12 protein-coding genes are annotated in these 14,091 nt (G+C 70.9%); 3 read left to right on the forward strand and 9 right to left on the reverse strand.

Translation table 11 applies throughout. The features are described 5' to 3' along the window. Positions 1–46 precede the first annotated feature (46 nt). The gene (locus AB0J16_RS12815; RefSeq protein WP_358537959.1) at positions 47–2,728 is read left to right on the forward strand and encodes a hypothetical protein; all 2,682 of its coding nucleotides are present in this window, start codon (positions 47–49) and stop codon (positions 2,726–2,728) included. Here the strand turns inward: AB0J16_RS12815 and AB0J16_RS12820 are convergent. The 5 genes from AB0J16_RS12820 to AB0J16_RS12840 are packed head-to-tail and all read right to left on the reverse strand — an operon-like array spanning position 2,725 to position 7,060. After that, on the reverse strand, positions 2,725–3,381 hold the full coding sequence (locus AB0J16_RS12820) for a nucleoside/nucleotide kinase family protein (protein WP_358537961.1): 657 nt from the start codon (positions 3,379–3,381) through the stop codon (positions 2,725–2,727). The two genes, AB0J16_RS12815 and AB0J16_RS12820, sit on opposite strands and share 4 nt — an antisense overlap. Continuing rightward, entirely contained in the window at positions 3,378–4,253 is an 876-nt protein-coding gene (locus AB0J16_RS12825) for a sugar phosphate isomerase/epimerase (protein WP_358537963.1), read from the reverse strand. The genes AB0J16_RS12820 and AB0J16_RS12825 overlap by 4 nt, the downstream gene beginning before the upstream one ends. A 35-nt stretch (positions 4,254–4,288) precedes the next feature. Then, positions 4,289–5,035, reverse strand: a complete 747-nt coding sequence (locus AB0J16_RS12830) for an ATP-binding cassette domain-containing protein (protein ID WP_358537965.1) — start codon at positions 5,033–5,035, stop codon at positions 4,289–4,291. Beyond that, positions 5,032–6,006 (reverse strand): ABC transporter permease, encoded by a 975-nt coding sequence (locus AB0J16_RS12835; RefSeq protein ID WP_358537968.1) that lies wholly within the window; start codon positions 6,004–6,006, stop codon positions 5,032–5,034. Before AB0J16_RS12835 ends, AB0J16_RS12830 begins: the two co-directional genes overlap by 4 nt. Positions 6,007–6,013: 7 nt before the next feature. Beyond that, the gene (locus tag AB0J16_RS12840) at positions 6,014–7,060 is read right to left on the reverse strand and encodes a substrate-binding domain-containing protein (protein ID WP_358537970.1); all 1,047 of its coding nucleotides are present in this window, start codon (positions 7,058–7,060) and stop codon (positions 6,014–6,016) included. 130 nt (positions 7,061–7,190) lie between these two features. Here AB0J16_RS12840 and AB0J16_RS12845 point away from each other — a divergent pair, with 130 nt between their 5' ends. After that, positions 7,191–8,435, forward strand: a complete 1,245-nt coding sequence (locus AB0J16_RS12845; RefSeq protein WP_358537972.1) for an ROK family protein — start codon at positions 7,191–7,193, stop codon at positions 8,433–8,435. A gap of 3 nt (positions 8,436–8,438) precedes the next feature. After that, entirely contained in the window at positions 8,439–9,101 is a 663-nt protein-coding gene (locus AB0J16_RS12850; protein ID WP_358537974.1) for a nucleoside monophosphate kinase, read from the forward strand. 51 nt (positions 9,102–9,152) lie between these two features. Here AB0J16_RS12850 and AB0J16_RS12855 read toward each other — a convergent pair whose 3' ends face one another. From AB0J16_RS12855 to AB0J16_RS12870, 4 genes are read right to left on the reverse strand one after another with little or no spacing between them, the layout of a single operon-like run. Next, entirely contained in the window at positions 9,153–10,292 is a 1,140-nt protein-coding gene (locus AB0J16_RS12855; RefSeq protein WP_358537977.1) for an acyl-CoA dehydrogenase family protein, read from the reverse strand. Positions 10,293–10,294: 2 nt separating this feature from the next. Next, complete coding sequence (locus AB0J16_RS12860) at positions 10,295–11,857, reverse strand: AMP-binding protein (protein ID WP_358537982.1); 1,563 nt, start codon at positions 11,855–11,857, stop codon at positions 10,295–10,297. A 17-nt stretch (positions 11,858–11,874) separates the two neighbouring features. Then, on the reverse strand, positions 11,875–12,792 hold the full coding sequence (locus AB0J16_RS12865; RefSeq protein ID WP_358537985.1) for a sulfotransferase: 918 nt from the start codon (positions 12,790–12,792) through the stop codon (positions 11,875–11,877). Continuing rightward, positions 12,789–14,051, reverse strand: a complete 1,263-nt coding sequence (locus AB0J16_RS12870; RefSeq protein WP_358537987.1) for an aminotransferase class I/II-fold pyridoxal phosphate-dependent enzyme — start codon at positions 14,049–14,051, stop codon at positions 12,789–12,791. Before AB0J16_RS12870 ends, AB0J16_RS12865 begins: the two co-directional genes overlap by 4 nt. Positions 14,052–14,091 lie beyond the last annotated feature (40 nt).

Genomic DNA, 14,091 nt, shown 5'->3' on the forward strand with positions numbered 1-14,091 from the left:
AGAAAGAAGAGGATCCCGAGGGCTGAGTTCCATGTGGCTTGACGGGATGGAGATCCCCGGGTGGCTGCGGCCGTGGGTCGGCTGGGTGGTGGGCTCGGACTGGCCGCAGGCCGACGAGCGGGCGCTGTTCCGGATGGCCGACGCGTTGGTGCGGGCCGCGCGGCGGATCGTGGCCACGGCCGACGGGTCGGGACAGTGGCTGACCGGCGGGGTGCGGGGGGAGTGGGACGGCGACGCGCTCAAGGCGTTCGTGAAACGGGTGGGTGAGGTCCTCGGGGGGCGGCAGGCCGATCTGGTGGAACAGCTGGTCACCATGGCCATCGGGCTGAACGACCTGGGTGTGCAGGTGCAGTACACCAAACGGATGATCAAGCTGACCGTGCTGCTGTTCGTGGTGCAGATGTTGTGGCTGACATGGGCGCTGCTGCATCCCGCCGGTCGGCTGACGGTGCGGGGACTGTTCAAGGCGCGGGCGCAGGTGGCGCGGTGGACGGTCCGGCAGTTCGGGCAGCGTCTGGCGGTCAACGTGGCCTGCTTCGGGCTCCTGATGGGCGCTATGGACTTGTACGTGCAGGGGACCCAGTCGCGGCGCGACGCCATCGACTGGAAGCAGGTCGGCACGTCGGCGGGGATGGGGGCGCTGAACGGCGGGTTGCTCACGGGGCTGGCGTGGGCGCTCCCGACGCGGTCGTTGTGGATGTTGATGGGGCACACGGGGGTGGCGTCCGCGGGTGCGACGGTGGCGGGTGCGTTGCTGAGCGGCCAGCCGATCAGCTTGAAGGTGGTGGCCGAGGCGTTCACCTCGGGTGTGGTCAGCGTCGCGGACGGCCATCTGGCGAGCTGGAGTCCGCACGGTCCCCGCGGCGACGGTGGCGGGGCGGCCCGGCCCGATGCTGATCGGCCGGCCCCCGTCGGGGGAGAGGATCCCAGGCCGCAGGAGCCGGCGCCCGCACCTGAGGGGCCCGGACCGCACGGGGCGCGGGGTGCGGACGCGCCGCGCACCGACCTCGCCCAGGTACGGGAGGGCGCCCACGGCCGCAGCATCGACCAGCTGATCAACCGGGGCGGAGACGCTCTGGTGCACCACTTCGGCCGGAACAGCGATGAACCGAACGCTCAGCACCGCGCCGGACGGGAAACCGAGACGGCGGGCACCGTCTACCGGAGGATCGACTTCCCGGTCAGTGACATGCGGCCGGGCGCCGAGTTCACGCTGCCCGACACGGTGCTCAACACGCGGTCCTACACCGCCGATCACCTCGCCCCCACGGAGGTCGTCACCTTCTCCAGAACGGGCAGGGACCTCGGCGACGGTCAGGTGGGGCAGGCGCCGGGCACCAAGATGCGGGTCCTCGGCGCGCACGAGGGCGCCTACATCGCGCCGGACGGCCAGGCCGGGACCAGGGTCTACCTGGTCGAGGTCGGGCAAGACCCGTTACCCGTACAGCCGGCGCCGCACCTCCAACCCCGGCACGCGGAGATGATCGGCCGCTTCAGGCAGGAGGTCGCGGCGGGCGTGTGGTACCGCGACCCGGGTTCCATGTCGATGCCCACCGCCGACCCGCGGCTGCTGTCGCCCACCTCCGGCATCATCGACGTCGGCGTCGCCGCGGACGGCACCCACTTCCTCATCGGCGAGCATCGCCTGACCGCCGGCGATCTCGGCACCATGCTCGTGCACGACCCCCGGCTGGTCGACGCGCCCGACGCGGCCCTGCGGGTGCTCGGCTGCGAGACCGCCACCAACCTCGGCCTGCTGCAGGAGCTGGCCGACACCACCGGCCGCGAGGTGATCGCGGGCGACAGGTACGTCTACATCGGCGCCGACCGGCAGGCGCACACCGCCAACATCCAGGGCTACACGGCGGACGGCCGCCCGATGTTCCCCCACCGGGGTGACGGTGCCTGGCACATCGCCGTGCCGGAGGCCAGGGTCGAACGGCCGGCGGTGGCCGCCGAGGTGAGGCCGCCGAGGGCGGGCGTACCGGCGGCTCCCGAGTCGCTGCGCGCGGCGATCGACGCGGAGGAGGCGACCTACGTCCCCATCCGAGGGGGATCGGATGGGAAAGTCGACATCATCACGCTGGACGACGTGCCGCAGGCCATCAGGAAGGAGATGCACGGCAGGGCGGAGCGCCCGGCGCGCATCGAGGTGGTGGTCTCCCAGGTGGGGCAGGCGATCGGGGCCAACGTGGCCCGCGCCATGCTGGACCCCTACGCCAAGGGCGCCGTGCTCGCCGACTTCATCGACGCCTCGGGCGCCCACGAGGTGGCCCACATCCTGTCCGGCTTCAAGAGCAGGCGGGACGCGATCCTCATCGGCCTGCTCGACGTGCTGACGGCGAACTCCGACCGGGCCGCCCGCAACCTGATGCTGACCGACGACGGCCGGTTCTTCGCCATCGACCACGCGCGCTCGTTCGACGGCGACCGGATCACCATGCACCGGGACCAGCCGTTCGCCTCGAACTTCATCGGGCGGCGGCCCGACGGCCTGTTCGGCTGGGTCGACAACCCGCTCACCAGGCAGGATGTCGATCTCATCACCGAACGCCTGCAGGCGCTGCGGCCCGAGTTCGAACGGCACGGCCTGCGCCCCGAGTACGAGGTCATGATGGGCCGCCTCTACCAGGTGGCGGACCACGCGACAGGGCAGACCCCGCTCATCGCCGTCGACGACGTCCCGGCCGACGCCGACCGGCTCGAGCACCACTTCGGCCGGGACTAGGCCTTCAGCGTGCGGAGAGTCGGGTCGGAGATCACCAGGTCGGCATGCGGGCGGGTGCCGTTGACCAGGGTCGCGTTGCGCTGGTCGGTGCCCATCACCCAGGCCACGGCCGCGTCGTGCTCCTTGCCGAATTGCTCGTGGCGGGCGACGAGCCGCCGCACGCGCTCCTCCTCGTCGAGATCGCAGTACCAGACCTCGTCGAGCTCGGGCCGGACCCGGGCCCAGTCGCCGTCGTGGAGCAGCAGGTAGTTGCCCTCGGTGACGATGAGGCGGGCGGTGCGCGGGACCGGGATGCTGCCCGCGATCGGCTGTTCCAGGTCGCGTTCGAAAGCGGGGGCGTAGATCACGTCGTCCTCGTCCTGGCGCAGGCGGCGCAGCAGCGCGGCGTACCCGGCGGCGTCGAAGGTGTCGGGGGCGCCCTTGCGATCGCGCCGGCCGAGCCGCTCCAGCTCCACGTCGGCGAGGTGGAAGCCGTCCATCGGCACGTGCGCCACCCAGTCGAGCGCGGGCCGGTCCTGCCGCAGCAACTGGACCAGGTTCTCGGCGAGCGTGGACTTGCCGGCTCCGGGGCTGCCCGTGATGCCCAGGACCGCGCGGTGGCCGTCGCGTACGAGGGAGCGGGCTCGGGCCGCCAGATCGTGGAGGGTCATCATCGAGCCTGGCTCGCGTGGAGCTGGCCGGTGATGAAGCCGTGGGCGTGACGGGCCAGGTCCTCGCCGTCGGACCACAGGTTGCGCCAGATGGCCAGGTCGTTCGACAGCCCGCGCATCACCACGGCCGAGGAGAAGGACTCGAAGGTGATCGGTCCCCGGTAGCCGATGTCGGCCAGCGCGTGGAAGAACGAGGTGAAGTCCAGGTGGCCGGAGCCGAGGTAGCCCCGGTGGTTCTCGCCGATGTGGACGTAGCCGAGCCGGTCGCCGACGTCGTGCACCGGGCGTACGAGATCGTCCTCTTCGATGTTCATGTGGTAAGTGTCGAGGTGAATGAGGACATTGTCCTCCCCGATGTCGTCGGCGAGCCACAGCGCGTCTCGCGCGGTGTTGATGACGTTGGTCTCGTAGCGGTTGCAGATCTCCAGGCCGAGCGTCATGCCGCGGCCCCGCGCCTCCTGCGCCAGGCCACGCAGCACCGTCACCACGTTGCGGCGTCCGGCGTCGGTGAGCGGGCGGTCGTACTTGCCCAGGGCGCTGTAGAGGGCGCCGGTGAAGTGGGTGCCGCCGAGCTCGTGGGTGACGATGAGCGAGTCGTACAGCAGCTTCTCGCCACGCGCGACCACGTCGGCGTCGTCGCTGGAGACGTCGGCGTCGAAGGCGAGGCCGCGCGAGCAGGCCACGCCGAGGCCCGCCGACCGCAGGGCGTCGCGGGCGGCCGCGACGTCGAGGTTGGCGGAGTCGTGCAGGGACAGTTCGAGCAGGTCGAACCCGGTCTCCTTCGTCTTGCGGATCGCGTGCTCCACCGACGCGGGCGTGGTGTCACCGACCCAGACGAGGGCGTGCACGCCGATGGGGTTGGTCGTGGTGGTCATTGTGGTGCTTTCTCCTTGGTGGTTCGGTACGGGGTTCACTGGCCGGTGGCGCCGGTGACGAGGGAGACGATCTCCTCGCCGGTGATCTCGGACGTACGGCGTCCGCCGACGCAGCGGCCGGCGCGCATCACCCAGACCTGGTCACTCAGCCGCATGACCTGCGCGAAGTTGTGGCTGATGAGCAGCACCGTGTGCCCCTCGTCGCGCAGCCGCAGGATGAGCTCCTCGACCCGGGCCGTCTCCTGGACGCCGAGCGCGGCCGTCGGCTCGTCCATGATGACCAGCCGGGAGCTGAAGCCCGCCGCGCGGCAGATGGCGACGGCCTGGCGCTGCCCGCCGGACAGCCGCCGGACGCGGGATTTCACCGCGGGGACGTTGACCGCGAGCGTGGAGACCATCTCCCGCGCGCGGGCCTGCATCGCCCGCCGGTCCAGGAACGCGATGGGACCGAACCCGCGGACGAGCTCGCGGTTGAGGAAGAGGTTCTGCCACACGGTGAGGTCCTCGACGAGGGCCAGGTTCTGGTGGACGGTCTCGATGCCCGCCCTGCGGGCGTCGTCGGGGGAGTGGAAGTCGGCCTTCTCTCCCTCGAACAGGATGTGGCCGCTGTCGGGCCGGTGGATCCCGGAGACGCAGCGCACCAGCGTGGACTTGCCCGCGCCGTTGTCGCCGACCAGCGCCGTGATCTCCCCTTGGCGCAGGGAGAGCGAGACGTCGGCGAGGGCGCGGACGTTGCCGAACGACAGGGACACGTTCTGGCAGTCGAGCAGGGTGTTCGTCATCGCTGGAACCTTGTCAGGAGCGCGGCCAGCACCACGACGATGCCGACGGCGAGAGGCTGGTAGAACTGCGAGACGCCGAGCAGCGTCAGCCCGTTGACCAGGGCGACGAGCAGGAGCGCGCCGATGACCGGGCCGATGATGCTGCCCCGCCCGCCGAACAGGCTCACCCCGCCGAGCACGACCGCGGCCACGGAGTTGAGCAGGAAGGAGGTGTTGGCGGCCGGCTCGGCCGCGCCGATCCGGGCCACCAGCAGGATGGCCCCGAGCCCGGCGAGCACACCGGAGATCGTGTAGACGGCGATCTTGACGCGCTGGGTGCTGATTCCCATGGCCGTCGCGGACTCCGCCGCCCCGCCCGTGGCCAGCACGTGCGTGCCGAACCTGGTGTGGAACAGCAGGACGTGCCCCACCACCGCGACGACCGCCGCGATGATGAACGACCAGCCGAAGATCCCGATCCCGCCGGTCGACAGGCGGAGCAGCGCCGCGTCGATGATCGTCACGGGCTTGCCCTCGGACAGGATCAGCGCCAGCCCGGAGGCCGCGGAGAGGGTGCCGAGCGTCACGATGAAGTCGGTGATCTTGCCTCGGGCGATGATCACTCCGTTGACCACGCCGACCAGGCCCGAGGCGACGATGGCCGCCAGGCACGACAGCGTCAGCCCCCAGCCCATCGCGTAGGACTGGCCGAAGGCGACCGCGCCCAAGGTCATCGCGGAGGCGATCGACAGGTCGATGCCCGCCGTGGCGATGACGAACGTCTGGCCCACGCTCAGGATGATCAGGATCGCCGCGGCGACCAGCATCGAGGCGAGGTTGCCGGCGCTGAGGAATGTGGGGTTCAGCGCCTGGAAGACGATCACCAGGACGATCAGCCCGACGAGGGCCGCCCACTCGGCCCAGAAGCCGACATCCTTCAGGCGCGCGGTCCAGGCTCCGTGGTTGGGTGCGGCGATTGCGGTGTTTGCCATCTCTGTCCTACTGGATGAGGCTCTTGAACGGGTCGGTGTAGGTGCCGAACGGCTTGGGCGTGGTCGCCAGCGCCTTATCCGCGTTGTCCTTGGTGACCAGCTCGACCGGGGACTTCACCTTGGGCGGCAGCGCCTTGCCCTTCGTGGCGGCCTGGCACGCCTCGACGCCCATCAGGCCCATCGCGTACGGGTACTGGGCGACGGTGCCGTCCAGCGTGCCGGCCTTGACCGCTTCGAGGGCGTCCTTGATGCCGTCGACGCTGATGACCTTGACCTGTCCCGCCTTGCCGGCGTTGGCGATGGCCCGCGCCACGCCGAGCCCCATGTCGTCGTTGGCGACGAAGAAACCCCGCAGATCCGGCTTCGCGCGCATGACGTCGGTCGCGGCGGTGAGCGCGGTCTGGCGCTCCCAGTTGGCGGCGACGGTCTGGACGACCTTGAGATTGGGCCCGATGCCCTGCTGGAACCCCTCGACCCGGGCGCCGCTGGTGACGTCGCCCGCGATGCCGCCGATGACCGCGACGTCACCGGCCGGTACGAGCTCGCTCATCCGCTTCCCGGCCATCTTGCCGGCTTCGACGTTGTCTGTGCCGATGTAGGTGGCCAGCTTGACGTTGGCGCTGCCGGCCGCACCGGCGTCGACCGGGCTGTCGATGTTGACGATGGGCTTGTTCTGCGCGCCGATCTTGGCCAGGCCCTGGATGAGGTTGGTGCCGGTGATCGGGTTGACCACGAAGCAGGAGAAGGGCTGCCCGGCCAGGCCGTTGAGCTTGTCCGCCTGTCCGGTGGTGTCGGTGATGGAGGTGGCCGCCTGGACCGTGAGAGACAGGCCGCCCGCCTTGGCCTGGTCGTCCATGCCCTGCTTCATCGTCTGGAAGAAGGGGTTGTCCAGTCCTTTGATCACCGCGGCGACGCTCGGGCCTTCGGCGGCGGCGGCGTCTTTGCCGGACGGACCGGCGGACACGCTGGAGCCGCAGGCTCCCAGAGCCAGAGTCCCGGCCGCCAGTACGGCGGTGACCGCCGTCGCTCGCCTTCCATGCGAGGTCATGTGCATCGGATGCCCCTTTCGGCGTCAATGGGACGACCGTATGACTACTTCTGAACTCTGACAACCCATGTTTCGACTTTTTAAGTCGAAACATTCTTGACTTACGAGCACTCCCGGTCGCCGATAGAGTGGGTAAATGGCCATAACCGGTGTGTCCGCGCTGCGGATGGGAGTCAGCTCGGGCGAGATCCTCAGCCTGTTCCGTGACATCCCCGACGGGCTCACCAAGGCCGACGTCATGCGGCTTACCGGCCTGTCGCGCACCACGGTCAACCAGCGCCTCGACGGTCTGCTCGCCGCCGGGCTGCTCATCCCCGCGCCCACGGAGGCGCGCACGGGCGGCCGGCCCGCCGGTCAGTTCGTCGTCAACCGCGACCGGGGCGTGCTGCTGGTGGCCGACGTGGGCGCCACCGGCCTGCGCACCGCCGTGTGCGATCTGGGCGGGGTGGTGCGGGCCGAGCGCGACGTCCGCGCCGACGTGACCAGCGGCCCGGAGGCGATCCTGACGATCGTGTCCGAGCTGTTCGCCGAGCTGCTCGCCGAGCGCGGCCACCAGCCGGGCGACGTGCTCGGCATCGGCATCGACGTGCCCGGTCCCGTCGACTTCGCGAGCGGGCGGGTGGTCAGCCCGCCGATCATGACCGGCTGGGACCGCTTCGACATCCCGGGCTGGTTCACCGCCCGCTACAACTGCCCGGTGCTGGTCGACAAGGACGTCAACGCGATGGCCTTCGGCGAGCAGCGCCTGCGCTACCCCGACGTCCCGCACCTGCTCATGGTCAAGATCGGCACCGGTGTCGGCACCGGCCTCATCGCGGGCGGCCAGGTGCACCGGGGCGCCGACGGCGCGGCCGGCGACATCGGCCACATCCAGGTCGTGGTCGACGACGTGGCCGAGCCGCCGCTCTGCCGGTGCGGCAACCTCGGCTGCGTGGAGGCCTACACCGGGGGCTGGGCGCTCGTCCGCGATCTCCAGGCGGCGGGTCACGACATCACCACCGTCGACGACGCCGTACGCCTGATCCGCTCAGGAGACCTGGCCGCGGTACGCCTGGCGCGGCGCGCCGCCCGCATCCTCGGCGGCGCCATCGCCGACACCGTCAACCTGTTCAACCCGCGCATCATCGCGATCGGCGGCCAGCTCGCGCACACCGACGAGCAGCTCTTCGCCGGCATCCGCGAGATCGTCTACCGGCGGTCACTCCCGCTGGCCACCCGCAATCTCCAGATCGTCCGCAGCGACCTCGACCCCAACGCGGGCATACTCGGGCTCGCGCAGCTCCTCGTGGACGGGATCTACGCTCCCCAGCGGGTTCAGGAGCTCGTCGATCGCGGCGCGGCGGGCGCCGAGATCATGCTGCCCGTCTCCGGGGGAGAATGAGGCATGCGGAAATACGTGATCCTCGGGGTGCAGGGCAGCGGCAAGGGCACCCAGAGCACCCTGCTGGCCACCGACCTCGACCTCGTGCACATCAGCGTCGGCGACATCTTCCGCTGGCATGTCAAGGTCCACACCAAGCTCGGCGCCCAGGTCCGCCGCCTGGTCGCGGCCGGCGAGCTCGTGGGCGACGACCTGGTCGAGGACGTCGTCAGGGAGCGCCTCCAGCAGCACGACTGGAACTACGGCTTCATCATCGACGGCTTCCCGCGCAGCCGGCGGCAGGCGGAGTTCTTCCTGGAGAGCTACGACATCGACGGCGTGATCCACCTCGACCTGCCCGACGCGGAGGTGCGGCGCCGGGTGCTGGCCAGGCGGCTGTGCTCGCGCTGCGGCATGGACTACAACCTGATCGCCCACCGGCCCGCGACCGAGGGCAGGTGCGACGTGTGCGGCGGCGAGCTCGTCACCCGTGAGGACGACGCCCCTGACGCGCTCGCCACGCGGCTGCGCGAATACCACGACAAGATCGACCCGGTCGTGGAGCTGTTCCGCGGCAAGGAGTACGTCGTGTCGGTCGACGCCCGCGACGACAAGGCCACCGTCCAGCGCAACATCCGCGACCGCCTCAACCTGCCGCCGTACGCCGCAGAGAAGACGGCCTCGTGAAGATGGCCTCGTAAAGGCGGACTCGTAAAAGGCGGACTCGGAAAGGCGGGCTCAGGGTGCGGCGTCGCGGCCGAGCAGCTGCCGGGCGACCACCAGCTTGGTGATCTGGGCGGTGCCGTCGGCGATCTGCAATGCGATCACGTCGCGCAGCCGCTGGGCCTGCCGCAGCTCCTCCGAGTAGCCGGCCTGTCCGAAGGTGAGCAGCGCCTGCTGGACGGCGTCCGCGGCCATCCTGGGCACCCACCACTTGACCATGTTCGCCTCGGTCGTGTGCGGGAGTCCCTGGTCCTTGCGCCACAGTGCCTCGTAGCAGAGCGCCCTGCCCGCCCGCAGCTGCGTGGCGTACTCCACCAGGGGGAAGCTGAGCCCCTGGAAGGCGCCGAGCGGGCGGCCGAAGGCGTTGCGGGTGCGCGCCCGCTCCAGCGCGTCGTCGATCGCCGCCTGCGCGGTGCCCGTCGCCATCAACGCGATCAGCGCCCGCGAGTAGTCGAAGCCCCGCATGACCTGGACGAAGCCCAGGCCCTCGCCGCCCACGATCGTCTCGGACCCGGTGGTCAGGCCGTCGAAGGTCAGGTGGGCGCGGCCCACGGCGCGGTTGCCGAGGTCGCTGAACGCCTCCCGCTTCGCCGCGGCCAGGTCGGCGAGGAAGGCGGTGACGCCGCGCGCGCCAGGACCGCCCGTCCTGGCGAAGACCAGGCCGTGCGTGGCGGTCATGCCGAGCATGATCGAGGTCTTCTCGCCGTGCAGCAGCCAGGCTCCGTCCTGGACAGTGGCGCGGAACTCGATGGCGGCGGCGTCCGAGCCGTGCTCGGGCTCCGTCAGGCAGATGGCCGGGATCAGCTCCCCCGAGGCCAGGGCGGGCAGCCACTCTCCCCGCTGCTCCGGCGAGGCGTTGGCCTGCAGGATGTCGGCCACGAGCGCGGCGTTGAGCACCAGGTAGCAGCTGTTGACGTCGGCGCGGGCGAGCTCTTCCAGCACCAGGCCGGTGGTCACGGCGTCGGCGCCCGCGCCACCGTACTCCTTACGCACGCGCAGGCCGAGCAGGCCCATGCGGGCCAGCTCGCCGGGCAGCTCGGGGCGCATGGCCGCGGCCCGGTCGTCGGACTGGTAGTGCGGGGCCAGGCGCTCGGCCGCGAAGTCGCGCACCCGGGCGCGCAGCCGCTCCTGCTCGTCGTCGAACGCGAAGTCCATGCTCAGCCCATCCGTTCGCGCAGCTCGAACTTCTGTACCTTGCCCGACGCCGTCTTCGGCAGCTCGGCGACGACCGTCACGCGTTCCGGCCAGAACTGCCGGGCCATGCCGAGCCGTTCCAGATGCAGCTGTACGTCGGCGAGCGAGGGCGGCTCCCCGTCCGGGACGACGAAGGCGCACGCCCGCTCGCCGAGACGCTCATCGGGGTAGGCCACCAGCGCGGCCTCTTTGATCCGCGGGTGCCGCCACAGCGCGGCCTCCACCTCGACCACGGGGATCTTCTCCCCACCCCTGACGATCAGGTCCTTGGCCCGGCCGGTGATCCGGATGCCGCCCTCGCCGTCGTCCCTGGCCAGGTCGCCCGTGTCGAACCAGCCGTCGCCGGTGAGGGCCTCGGCGTACAGGTCGGGGCGTTTCCAGTAGCCCACGCACTGGTTCGCGCCGCGTACTTGCAGGCGGTCGCCGGCGATCCGGACCTGCATCCAGGGGGCGGGGCGGCCGTCGGAGCGCGCGGCGAGATCCGGCGGGTCCTCGGGGCGGGTGATCGTGACCGTGGCGTTCTCCGTCATGCCCCACAGCGCGTACATGCGCACGCCCAGCACCTCGCCCGCCTCCTCCACGACCTTCGGCGGGATCGGCGACCCGCCGCACGCGAAGGAGTCGAGGGTTCGCAGGTCCCGGGGCCGGGCCCGCTGCGCGGCGATGGCGTCGACCACGAACGTGGTGGCGCCCATGCCGAAGTTGACGCCCTCCGACTCGACCAGACCGAGCATGACGTCCGGGTCCCACACGTCCTGGAACACCGCCCGGCCGCCGAGCTGGAGCGGCATCAGGAAGCAGTAGAGGTACCCGGCCTGGTGGGTGAGCGGCGAGCCCATGTGGACGACCAGGTCCTCGTCCAGCCCGAGGGCCTCCGCCTCGGTGCGGATGCCGGCGTACAGGGTGTTGTGGGTGTGCATGACGCCCTTGGGCTCGCCCGTCGTGCCCGAGGTGAACATCACCTGGGCCAGGTCGTCGGGGCCCGCCTCCGACTGACCGAGCCGGACGTCGCCGCCGGACATGAAGACGTCGTCGAAGTCGAGCGGGCCGCCGCCGATGGTCACCGCGTGCCGCAGCGTCGGCACCTCCTTGGCGATCTCGGCGAGCATCCCGGCGTGGTCGAAGCCGCGGAACGACGCGGGCGCGACGCAGACCTTCGCTTCCGTACGTTCCAGCATGAAACCGACCTCGCGTTTGCGGAGGATCGGGATGATGGGGTTGACCGCCGCGCCGACCCGCATGCAGGCCAGCGCGAGCGGCGGGAACTGCCACCAGTTCGGCAACTGCAGCGCGACCACGTCACCCGGGCCGACGCCCAGCTCGGTCAGGGCCCCGGCGAACCGCTCCACGAGTCGCGATAAGTCCGCGTACGTCAGTTTGACCAGGTCGGCGGCGCCCGCCTGGTGCGCCGTGATCGCGACGCGGCCCGGGGAGCGCTCCACGGCTCGCCGGAGGTCGTCCAGGGGTGTGCCGTCCCGCCACCAGCCTTCGCGGTAGCAGTGCTCGGCGTCGCTTCGCCAGTTCATACATGCTCCCATCGCGGTCAGAGGCTGGTCAGGCGGTAGCCGTACCTGCTCATGAGCGGCAGCGCGGCCAGGGTGCTCAGCGCGACGCTCGAGGCCGGCAGGGCGGTGCGCCAGGCGTCGTCGGGCCTGATGGCCACCGGCCCGGTGCGCAACCGGTCGGGATTGCCGGTCACGGTGTGGTTGACGCCGAGCCGGGCGGCGTTCCCGTCGAGCACCGGGCCGGGCGGCGGGAGCCCCGCCCACGCCATGACCTGGCCGATCGTCTCGGCGGGCCGCGCGGCGAAGTCCTCGTACCTGACCCTGAGGCACCTGCCGGGATAGGCGCGCGCGATCCACTCCGACGCCGCGTTGAAGCCGGTCCAGTACGCGCTGCTGCGCAGGGGGCTCATGGCCGGGATGTAGCCCTTGGCGCGGTGCCACGAGTAGGCGGTCGCCCTGGGGTCGCGCACCATGTGCAGCACCTGGGGCCGCAGGTCGGGCAGGCCCATGAGGTGGGCCGCCTCGGCGGGGAACTTGGAGGTGTCGACGATCACCTCGGCGCCCAGCGCCGCGCCGATCGCGGTGTAGAGCCGCCGCTTGACCTCGCTGATGCGCCGCACGTCGCGCGGCGGCCGGGCCATGCCCCGGGCCTCGCGCAACCGCTCCTGAGTGAAGCGGGTGCGCAGGTGGGCGTTGTGCAGGCCGATCATCTCCCTCGCGAGGGTGTGACCGTCCAGCTCGCGCAGCACCTGTCGCCACACGTCGCAGTCCTGGAGGTCCTTGCCGCAGCCGCAGGTGCTGTTGGTGCCGGTGCCGAGCACGCCGTTGGACCACAGGTAGTTGAGCTCGCCCACGTGCGCGACGCCCGGCAGTTCGTTGAGCAGGTTGCCGAGCAGCGTGCTGCCCGACCTGCACCAGCCCGTGACGTAGAGCACTCGCGGCGCTGTGGGTGTCATCGGCTCGCGGTCCGTCCGGCGACGGCGCTCTCACCGCTTGGCTTTGTGGCGGATGCTCTTCCGGCGGCGGCTTTTCTGATGGCGGTCACCAGGCGGTCGCAGTCGGCCAGGTCCAGGTTCGCCGAGAGTGGGATGTCGATCGCCTCGCTGACATAGCGCGCCGACGTCGGGAACAGGCTCCGCGCGGTCTCCGGGTTGTCGCCGAGCAGGAAGTGCCAGTTCCAGAAGGCGCGTACGTTGACGTCGTCGCGGTCGCCGAGCGCGCGGGCGTCGACCCCCTCGGCCGCGACGGCCCCGGCGAACGCGACGCACTCCCGCGGTGTGGCCCCCGGCAGCCGGAACACCAGCGCCTCGCCGAGGTAGGCGCCGGGCGCCACCGGCTGCCGCAGCGCGATCCCGTCAAGGTCCGCCAGCCGCTCGGCCACGTAGTCGTAGTTGCGGCGATGGGCGGCCAGCCGGTCGGGCAGCCGCTGGAGCAGGGCTCCGGCCAGCGCCGCCCTGATCTCGTCCATGCGGAAGCTGAAGATGGGGTACGCCCGGTCGTCGACGTCCGGGACCTTGCCGGGGAAGTGGCGGGCCATCCGGCCTTCGTAGGCGCCGCTGTAGACCGCCGCGCGGGCGTACGCCTCGGGGTCGTCGGTGAGCAGGAAGCCGCCTTCGCCGGTGTTGAGCGACTTGTCGGACTGGGTGCTGAAGGCGCCGAAGTGGCCGAACGTACCCAGGTAGCGGCCGTCGAGCCGCGCGCCGAGGGCGGGCACCGCGTCCTCGACCACCAAGGCCCCGTACTCCTCCGCCAGTCGGCATATTTCCGGCATGTCGCTGGCGAAGCCGCGCATGTGCACCACGACGACCGCCTTGGCGCCCTCGTCGAACACCCGGCGCAGGTCGCGCACGTCCAGGTGCAGGTTCTCGTCGCACTCCACGAGCACCGGCCGGTGCCCGGCGAGCAGGATCGCGCTCGGCGTGGCCGCGAAGGTGAACGCGGGGCAGGCGATCGGCGAGCCGGCGGGCAGCTGGAGGGCGAGCAGGCTCAGGGTGATCGCGGTGGTGCCGCTGGCGCAGGCCAGCGCGTGCCCGGCGCCGAACACCTCGCACAGCCGCCGTTCGAAGAGCCCGGTAAATGTCTCCTCGTGCGGCCGGAAATCGTAACGGAAGAACAACCGGGCGCGCAGCGCCTCGATCGCCGCGGCGATGTCCTCCGGGCTGAGGAAGACATCACCCTTGTCATAAGTGGGCCAGGTGGTCAGAGGTGGATTCACCGGTCCCTCGAATCTGTTGGTACAAATAACGTGAGCTATT

The organism is Nonomuraea sp. NPDC049750, assembly GCF_040659625.1.
Classification (GTDB): Bacteria; Actinomycetota; Actinomycetes; order Streptosporangiales; family Streptosporangiaceae; genus Nonomuraea.